Raw genomic sequence first — 8,043 nt, forward strand, 5'->3', positions numbered from 1 at the left:
AGGATCCCTCGATGGGAGCAAAGCCCTGCCGTTGCGTGTTTTCGGTTACGGTGCGCGGCTCTAAAAATTGCAGCAGGTAGTCGGGGCCGCCGGCTTTGGATCCCACGCCGGAGAGCTTGAAGCCGCCGAAGGGCTGCCGCTCCACCAACGCCCCGGTGATCTCGCGGTTGATGTAGAGGTTGCCGACGGCAAAGTCCTGGCGAGCCTGTTGAATGTGGGAAGGGGTGCGGCTGTAGAGACCGCCGGTGAGGGCGTAGGGGGTGGCATTGGCCATCTGCAGAGCAGAAGAAAAGTCCGGCGCTGAGATCACCGCCAAAACCGGGCCAAACAGCTCCCGCTGCGCCAGCTCTGACTGGGGATCCACCTGGCTGAACACAGTGGGGCCGACGAAGTAGCCTTTTTCCGGCACGGGCAGGCTGAGGTCGAGGCGGGCATCAGCCTTAGCCGATTGAATGGCCTGTTGCAGGCGAGCTTGGGCCTCTGCATCGATGACCGGGCCAACTTGGGTGCTGGGGTGGGCTGGATCCCCCACATTTAAAGAGCGCACCGCCTCGATGAGCCGCCCCAAGAACAGGTCGTGAATGGACTGCAAAACGATCGCCCGCGAGCAGGCGGAGCATTTCTGGCCACTGTAGCCAAAGGCGGAGTTGACCACTCCTTTGACCGCCTGATCCAGGTCGGCGCTTTCGTCGATGAGGATGGCGTTTTTGCCCCCCATCTCGGCAATGACCCGCTTGATGTGGTGCTGGCCCGGCTGCAGTTGCGCGGCTTGGGCGAGGATTTGGCAGCCCACCGCCTGGGATCCGGTGAAGGCAATCAGGTGCACCCGCCGGTCTTGAACCAACAGGGGGCCGATGGCTTCGCCCACCCCCGGCAGGAATTGAAAAACACCCTCCGGGATCCCAGCTTCGGCAAGGGCCTTGAGGATAAACTCCGCCAGTTTGGCGGCGATCAGCGAAGATTGCTCCGCCGGTTTGAGGAGCACGCAGTTTCCGGCCACCAAAGCCGCCGCTGTCATGCCACAGGGGATGGAGAGGGGGAAGTTCCAGGGGGCGATCACCACCGCCACACCGCGGGGCTGGTAGTGGTAATGGTTGGTTTCGCCGGGCAGGTTGCACTCCCGTCCCCGCTCCAGAGCCTCCATCTGTTGGGCGTAGTAGCGGCAAAAATCGATGGCCTCGGAAACTTCCCCATCGGCCTGGGCAATGGGCTTGCCCACCTCCAGCACCATCCAGGCAGCCAGCTCCGCCCGCTGGGCTTCGATTTGCTCCGCCACCCGCCGCAGGATCCCCGCCCTCACGGCAACGGGGGTGCGCCTCCAGCTGGGGAAGCTGGCTTGGGCCGCTGCCAAGGCTTGCTCCACCTGTTCCGGCTCGGTCAACCCAATTTCCGCCACCACCTGTTCAGGATCCGCAGGGTTGAGGGAGAGCATCGCTTGTCGAGTGGGGCGATATTCTCCGGCAATCCAGGGCTGAACCCTCTGACCCAGTTGAGGCCGGATCTCGTCCAATGCCTGAAAAAAGGGATCCCGCTGCTGGGGCTGGCTGAAATCCGTATCGGGAGCGGCGGCAAACGAGAGAGAAGGAGCCTGGAAAACGGATCCCTCGTCCAAGACCGGCGGGGCCAACAGCTGCTCGGGATTGTAGCCCTGAACGCTTTGCCGCAGGAAAGAGGTGTTGGCGGTGTTTTCCAGCAAACGCCGGATCAGGTAGGCCATACCCGGCAGCAGCTCCCCGTAGGGGCAGTACACCCGCACCCGCTGTCCCTTCTGCACCAAGGCCTTGGCCAGGGGATCGGCCATGCCATAGAGCACCTGCAGTTCAAAAGCAGACTGGGGCACCTCCAGCGCTTGGGCGATGGCAATGGCTTTGGCCTGAGAGCGCACATTGTGGCTGGCGATGGCGGCGTGGAGATGGGTGTGGTGCTCCAACAAAAGCTGGGTCATGCGCTCGAAGTTGGCGTCGGTAGCAGACTTGCTGTTGTAAACCGGCTGTGGCCAGTGCTTTTGCGCCGCCAGGATGGTCTCTTGATCCCAGTAGGCCCCCTTGACCAAGCGCACCGTCACCGGGGATCCCCGCTCTTTGGCCCAGGCGATCAGGTTTTGCAGATCGGTGTAGCTATCCCGCAGGTAGGCCTGCAGCGTCAGGCCAACGTCGGTGCGGCCTCGGAACTCCGGCTCCAGCAGCAGCTCCTGCAAAATGGCCAGGGTGAGGGATTTGTAGCGGTACTGCTCCATGTCGAAATGGATCCCGACTCCCAGAGCTTCTGCCCGGCGCAACAGGACGCGAATCCGTTCCCCCACTCTGGTTTTGGCCCCCAGGGGATCGATGGGATCGAACTGGGAATAGAAGGCTGTCAGCTTTACCGACACTTGCGGCACCGGCTGCGGTTGTGGCCAGGTTTTGACCATCTTTGCCAAATGCTCCATCACCTGCAGATAGCGATCCAGATAGGATTGGGCTTCCGCTTCGGTGATGACGGCTTCCCCCAGCAAATCCAGCGTGAAAGCCATACCCTGCCGGTGCAAAGCTTCCAGAGTTTTGCTGACTTGCTGTAGAGTTTCTCCGGCAATGTAGCGGCGGGCCAGAGCTTCCACAGCAGCGGTGAGAGTGCTGGCAGCCAACTGTCCTGGCAGGGAGTCGGGGTCTGCGAAGTTGAGCAGGCTCTTCAGCATCCCCGGCAACTCTACTGCCGGATCCAAGAGATACTCCTGCAAATGGCGGGCCACCTCAGCCTTGCTTTTCAGGCTGGGCAAGACATCGATCAAGCGGAACAACTGGGTGCGCAGGTGGGGGTTCTCCATCGCCCAGGCCAGCAGCTTGTCCTCCCAGCGCAGTTGATCCCGCCACTGGGCCAGCAGGGATCTCTTCTCTCCCGAAAGAGAGGCGAACAGAGATTGGGCAAGAGCTTGGGTTTGGGCCTCGTAGGCAGTAGGAGCAGCTTGGGCAACCATCTGATGCACCGGGGGGCGGGATCCCTACCATCCTGTCATGGAAAGGATGGAACCTGAGGCCGATTTTGGGAAGATAATGGCAGATGGGGCCACCGCAAATCCTCGAATAGCTACGCCGGGTATAAGCAGCTTTGCAGGAGAAACTTATGCAGGCTTTTGTTGCAGGGGCTACAGGAGAAACCGGACGCCGCATTGTCAAAGAGTTGGTGGGCCGCGACATCCCGGTACGGGCGCTGGTGCGCAGCCGCGAGCTGGCCGCACGGGTTCTGCCCCGCGAAGCGGAAGTGGTGGTGGGGGATGTGCTGGATCCGGCCACGCTGGAGACAGGCATGGAAGGATGCACGGTGGTGCTCTGTGCCACCGGGGCCAGGCCCAGTTGGGATCCCTTTCAGCCCTACCGAGTGGATTATGAAGGCACCAAGAACCTGGTCGATGTGGCCAAAGCCAAAGGGATCCAACACTTTGTTTTAATCTCTTCCCTGTGTGTTTCCCAGCTGTTCCATCCCCTCAACTTGTTTTGGCTGATCCTGGTGTGGAAAAAACGCGCAGAAGAATACCTGCAAAAAAGCGGCCTCACCTACACCATCGTTCGACCGGGGGGCCTAAAAAACCAAGACAACGACGATGGCATTGTCCTATCCAAGGCGGATACCCTCTTTGACGGCAGCATCCCCCGCACGAAAGTAGCCCAAGTGGCCGTCGAAAGTTTATTCCAGCCCGCCGCCCAAAATCGCATCCTTGAGATCATCGCCAAGCCGGGTGTGCCCAACCAAGAATGGAGCGCTCTCTTTGCTATGGCAAGGTAGGTACCGAGCTGCATGCATGCTGCATACATTATGACTATGAGCGAGTATGAACGCGGCTCCCAGTTCCTCAGCAGGCTCGAACTTGGTGGGCGCATGTCACTCCTGGAAAGTCGATCCTGCATTGGTCGATAGTCTGCCGCAAAATGTCGGTGCCAAGCTAAACTTCTCGTTTTGCCCTTAACTTCCCTCTGTCTGGGAACCAGAAGACTTGGCCAACTGCTGCAAACGATTTAAGATCTGCGCCTCAGCGTTGGCATCGTGGAGTCGCAACGTTAGGCGGGGCACCCGCAACGAAGCCGTAATCCGGCCTGAGGGCAGATCCAGCCACACCAGTTGCCCTTGAAAACAGCGACAGGCAGCCCTCCATTCCTGGGCCAGAGCCTCTACCTCCGACCAGGCAAGGCAGCGCGGCAGCAGCAGGTCAGTGGCCCACCCCGCTCCACACTCCCGCCGCCTGAGGATACGCACCTGCATGGATCCCTACATCCGCAAGGACTCCGTCCCGCTGACGCGAGCGGCGTAGAACTCGCACCAGGGATCCCCCTTCTCTCTGGCCTTGGTCTCCTGGCCGTGGAAGAGCCCACCCCGCTGGAAGAGGCGGTTGTAGAAGACTTGATCCAAAACCGGCTTCTGCTGGATGTTGCCGTTGTAGACCAGATTCATCATCGCCGGCACCGCCCCTTGAGCAAAATAGCAGGCGGGATCTTCTGCCCGTGGGTAGGAAGCCAAAAAGTAGTTGGCTTCGTAGTTGCCATCAATGGCCACCCGGCAAGACTGGCCACTCACCACCTCCAAAGCCTGCCAGCGACCCCACCCCAGGCTGCTGGCCACCGCATAGCCGCCGTGGATCCAGTCCATGTCCTTCTCCAGCATCGGCCCCACCAGGGTTTCCCACTCCACCGATTCCATGATGTTGCCGAAGGTGTAGAAGACACAAACATGCCCCGACTCGCGGATAAGAGCTTCCCCCACCCCCATCAGCTCAGCCTGCACCGCCTTCAGCTCCTGTAAAAAGCGATACTGAATGCGGTTGTAGTAGTTGGCAGGCATGCGCGTTAGCAACACGTTAAACGCGCGAATTTGCCCCCGCTCATCTCCGGCCAAAGGCAAGCCCCACAGAGCTTCGTTGACCGCATCGTAGTCCACTGCTGTTGTGGGCCGGGGGAACTGGAGCGGCTGCTCGATCAACTTGCCCATCCCTGGACTGGGAGTCAACAACTGGGGCCGCGGCAGCCGAATAACCTGGATTACACAGTGATCCTTACGGGTAACGGCCATGCACTCCGTTTCTTCTGCCCCGTAGCTTCCCAGCTCGCCAAAAGTGGCATCCAGAGCTGCTGCCACATAGCCCACCGCCAAGTGGCCAATGGGACGTGTGCGGTTGACTTGATCCCCGTACTTGCTCAGCCAACCTTCTGCATAGTGAGAATGGGTAAGCTGCACTTCCCCGCCTGAAGGTGTCACCTCAAACGCCAGCCGCCCAAATCCTAAAAAACTGAAGATCTGAGCTGCCACTGCCAGGCGCTCTTGGGTCTCCTGAATGCCAAGAGCCTTGAAAGCTCCGTACAGAAGACTGTAAAAGATCTCCTGGGCTGCCGTGCGCAGGATCCCTACTCCATCGATCCAGTCGGGATCTTCAATAGTCTGCTGCAGGAATAGGTTGTAGTGATGGCAGTGGAAGATAACCGGCTCTCCAAACAAAGTAGGGGCTTTTGGGAAACGCTTTGATGACAACCCGCAGCGCCGGAGTACCTGCCAAGAGGTAGTCCGCCTCTTGGTCGGGGCTGACGGTTTGACAAAGGCGGCTATTGGCCTGCAACAGGTCGCCGGCGTAGGTGCCCAAACGTTCTAGGGCTTGCTCCTCTTGGGAATCGCTGACGTAGGTTACTTTGGCTACTGTAGCACCATCAGTGGCCCGCCCTATCAAAACAGCAATCAAGCCCGGAAGGCCGGCGATGTGCTGTTCAATCACGCTGCTGAGGGTTCGGATAGCCATGATCTGACTCCTTCCTGCGGCTACATGGGATAATTTAGGTATATACACGGGATATTGGAGTGTCTAGTGAACTAGGATGGATCGGATATTTCCAGAGAAATCTCCTGACCGGCTTAGCTCCAGGGATCCCAGTGCTCATGAAATTGGCCTTCCAAGATGGCCTGGCGCATCTTTTGGGTGTAGCGCATCAGCTCCGTGATGTTGTGGATAGAAAGCAGGGTATAGCCCAGGATCTCTTGCGCGCGGATGAGGTGGCACAAGTAGGCTCGGCTGAAGTGGCGGCAGGTGTAGCAGGGACAGTCGGGATCGATGGGATCCAGGCTGCGGCGGTGCTCGGCATTTTTGATGTTCCAGCGTTTGCCCCGGCTGATCACCGTGCCATGGCGGGCATAGCGGGTGGGGATCACGCAGTCAAACAAATCCACTCCGGCGGCCACGGCGGCCCGCATCTCTGCATAGGTGCCCACCCCCATGAGATAACGGGGGCGATCTGCCGGCAGTAGAGGGGCTGTTTGCCGCACAACGGCGTGCATAAACTCGACCGGCTCCCCCACACTCACCCCGCCAATGGCATAGCCCGGCAGATCCAACCGACAGACCTCTTCCACCGCCCGCCGGCGCAGCTCCGGGTAAACTCCCCCCTGCACAATGCCAAACAAAGCCTGATCTGAGCGACGATGGGCTTCCACGCAGCGCTTCAGCCATTGGGTGGTTCGCCGCACCGCTGCTTCCACTTCCTCAGGGCTGGCAGGGTAGGGCGGGCACTCGTCGAAGGCCATGATCACATCGGCACCCAAGGCATTTTGAATCTGGATGGATAGCTCTGGGGTGAAGTGAATGATGCGGCCATCGAGAGGAGAGCGGAACGTCACTCCCTCCTCGTTGATTTGGCGAATGGCGCTGAGGCTGAAGACCTGAAAGCCGCCTGAATCGGTGAGGATGGGGCCCGACCAGCCCATAAAGCGGTGCAGCCCCCCTGCTGCTTGAATGATGTCCTCGCCGGGCTGTAGGTGCAGGTGATAGGTGTTGCTGAGAATAATATGGGCGCCCGTTTCCTTGAGCTGGGCGGGGGTGAGGGTTTTCACGTTGGCCAAAGTTCCCACCGGCATAAAGCAAGGGGTTGGGATCCCACCGTGGGGGGTGACGAAGTATCCCGCCCGCGCTTGGGTATGGGGGCAGGTGCCCTCGCAGGTGAAGGTAAAGTCGGCCAAGGTCAGCGTTATCGGCTTTAATCTTGTGCGCAGCAGAGCTTAGCACAGATAGAGCCGCCGGCAAGGGATCCCTTTTGCCAGCCTTGACAGGGATCCCCTGCTTTGGGCACACTTGTAGATCACCGCGGAACTGGCGGAATGGTAGACGCGCTAGATTCAGGTTCTAGTGGCAGCAATGCCATCGGGGTTCAAGTCCCCGGTTCCGCACTCTCTTTCCTTCAACACTTAGGTTAAGCTATGCCGACATGCCCTGTCGGCCAAGGATAAGTATTGGGGGTGTAGCTCCACGGCCAAATTAGACTCCCTGCTCGCCGTGATGCTTCATCTCTTTCAAGTTGCCCTCAGAGGGTCAATTCGCTCTCAATTTGACTGAGTTTAATGCGGGCAAGAGCTAAGTTCCCTTTTTCTCGGTCTAAGGCTAGGTAGAAAAATAGGCCGTTTATGGTTTTAAGCATACGCATTAGATGGTACTGAGTTTCCAGGATGATTAAAATCTCTTCAATTCTGTCGGTGAACTTAAGTGACTCCGCGACTCGCATCTTAGCGCGAATCACTTCTGTGTTTCCGGCGATTGCCAGCTCCAAGTTAGCTTCTGGGAAGGCGGGGCTGTTGGTGCCCTTATATCCCAAGCACATCCCAGTTTTCCAATCCCCCAGCGCTACCCCCAGTGCTCCATCGATGCTCAGAGCTTTTACCAAACTGTCTTGGAGTTTTTGCATGACTGAGAGTATTCCCCCTTTACAAAGCTCGTCACTCCATAGTAAGTCTTCCGTTGAGAAATTTCAACTCGAAGCTTTCTTAATTTGCAGGAGCTAGAGTAGCTGACGCAGGCGTGGTGAAAATGTAGCAAACTAATCCAACAGGAAGCAAGCTTGGGGATCGGATCCCTGTAGCTTCCGGTGGAGAGGCTTGGAAGTTATGCTGGGGTTACCTCTTTTACCTTGAGACTATCGACCTCCGAGATCGGTGGATCGGAACCCTTCCTCTCCGCTTAGTTTGACCTATGCCTAAGGCCCCCCTCCCCCCCAATGAGGAGCAACGGCTGGCTGCCCTGCGGCAGTATCAGATTTTGGACAC

7 protein-coding genes and 1 tRNA gene are annotated in these 8,043 nt (G+C 58.7%); 2 read left to right on the forward strand and 6 right to left on the reverse strand.

Annotated features, from left to right (window positions below; translation table 11 throughout):
- On the reverse strand, window positions 1-2,953 hold a 2,953-nt coding region (pruA, locus tag NW837_RS05975; RefSeq protein WP_414329834.1), incomplete at its 3' end, for an L-glutamate gamma-semialdehyde dehydrogenase.
- 146 nt (window positions 2,954-3,099) lie between these two features.
- On the opposite strand from pruA, the gene NW837_RS05980 reads away from it, so the two are divergent.
- Window positions 3,100-3,759, forward strand: a complete 660-nt coding sequence (locus NW837_RS05980; protein WP_414329835.1) for an SDR family oxidoreductase — start codon at window positions 3,100-3,102, stop codon at window positions 3,757-3,759.
- A 177-nt stretch (window positions 3,760-3,936) separates the two neighbouring features.
- Here NW837_RS05980 and NW837_RS05985 read toward each other — a convergent pair whose 3' ends face one another.
- The 4 genes from NW837_RS05985 to tgt all read right to left on the reverse strand — a co-directional run bounded on the left by NW837_RS05985 (window position 3,937) and on the right by tgt (window position 6,978).
- Entirely contained in the window at window positions 3,937-4,233 is a 297-nt protein-coding gene (locus NW837_RS05985; protein ID WP_414329837.1) for a hypothetical protein, read from the reverse strand.
- A 6-nt stretch (window positions 4,234-4,239) separates the two neighbouring features.
- Complete coding sequence (locus NW837_RS05990; RefSeq protein WP_414329839.1) at window positions 4,240-5,460, reverse strand: hypothetical protein; 1,221 nt, start codon at window positions 5,458-5,460, stop codon at window positions 4,240-4,242.
- Window positions 5,396-5,755 carry a hypothetical protein gene (locus tag NW837_RS05995; protein ID WP_414329840.1) on the reverse strand — a complete coding sequence of 120 codons (360 nt, stop codon included), beginning with the start codon at window positions 5,753-5,755 and terminating at the stop codon, window positions 5,396-5,398. The genes NW837_RS05990 and NW837_RS05995 overlap by 65 nt, the downstream gene beginning before the upstream one ends.
- Before the next feature lie 113 nt (window positions 5,756-5,868).
- Window positions 5,869-6,978, reverse strand: a complete 1,110-nt coding sequence (tgt, locus tag NW837_RS06000; protein ID WP_414329843.1) for a tRNA guanosine(34) transglycosylase Tgt — start codon at window positions 6,976-6,978, stop codon at window positions 5,869-5,871.
- A 112-nt stretch (window positions 6,979-7,090) separates the two neighbouring features.
- Between tgt and NW837_RS06005 the strand changes: the two genes are divergently transcribed.
- Window positions 7,091-7,173: transfer RNA gene (locus tag NW837_RS06005), tRNA-Leu, on the forward strand.
- A 134-nt stretch (window positions 7,174-7,307) separates the two neighbouring features.
- Here the strand turns inward: NW837_RS06005 and NW837_RS06010 are convergent.
- The gene (locus NW837_RS06010) at window positions 7,308-7,685 is read right to left on the reverse strand and encodes a hypothetical protein (protein WP_414329842.1); all 378 of its coding nucleotides are present in this window, start codon (window positions 7,683-7,685) and stop codon (window positions 7,308-7,310) included.
- Between the last annotated feature and the right edge of the window lie 358 nt (window positions 7,686-8,043).

This window comes from Synechococcus sp. R6-10 (genome assembly GCF_047461815.1).
In the GTDB taxonomy this organism is placed as follows: Bacteria; Cyanobacteriota; Cyanobacteriia; order Thermostichales; family Thermostichaceae; genus Thermostichus.

Coding starts and splice junctions, on each gene's coding strand:
- NW837_RS05985 (WP_414329837.1), bottom strand. CDS start 4,233: ATGCAGGTGCGTATCCTCAGGCGGCGGGAGTGTGGAGCGGGGTGGGCC.
- NW837_RS06010 (WP_414329842.1), bottom strand. CDS start 7,685: ATGCAAAAACTCCAAGACAGTTTGGTAAAAGCTCTGAGCATCGATGGA.
- NW837_RS05995 (WP_414329840.1), bottom strand. CDS start 5,755: ATGGCTATCCGAACCCTCAGCAGCGTGATTGAACAGCACATCGCCGGC.
- NW837_RS05980 (WP_414329835.1), top strand. CDS start 3,100: ATGCAGGCTTTTGTTGCAGGGGCTACAGGAGAAACCGGACGCCGCATT.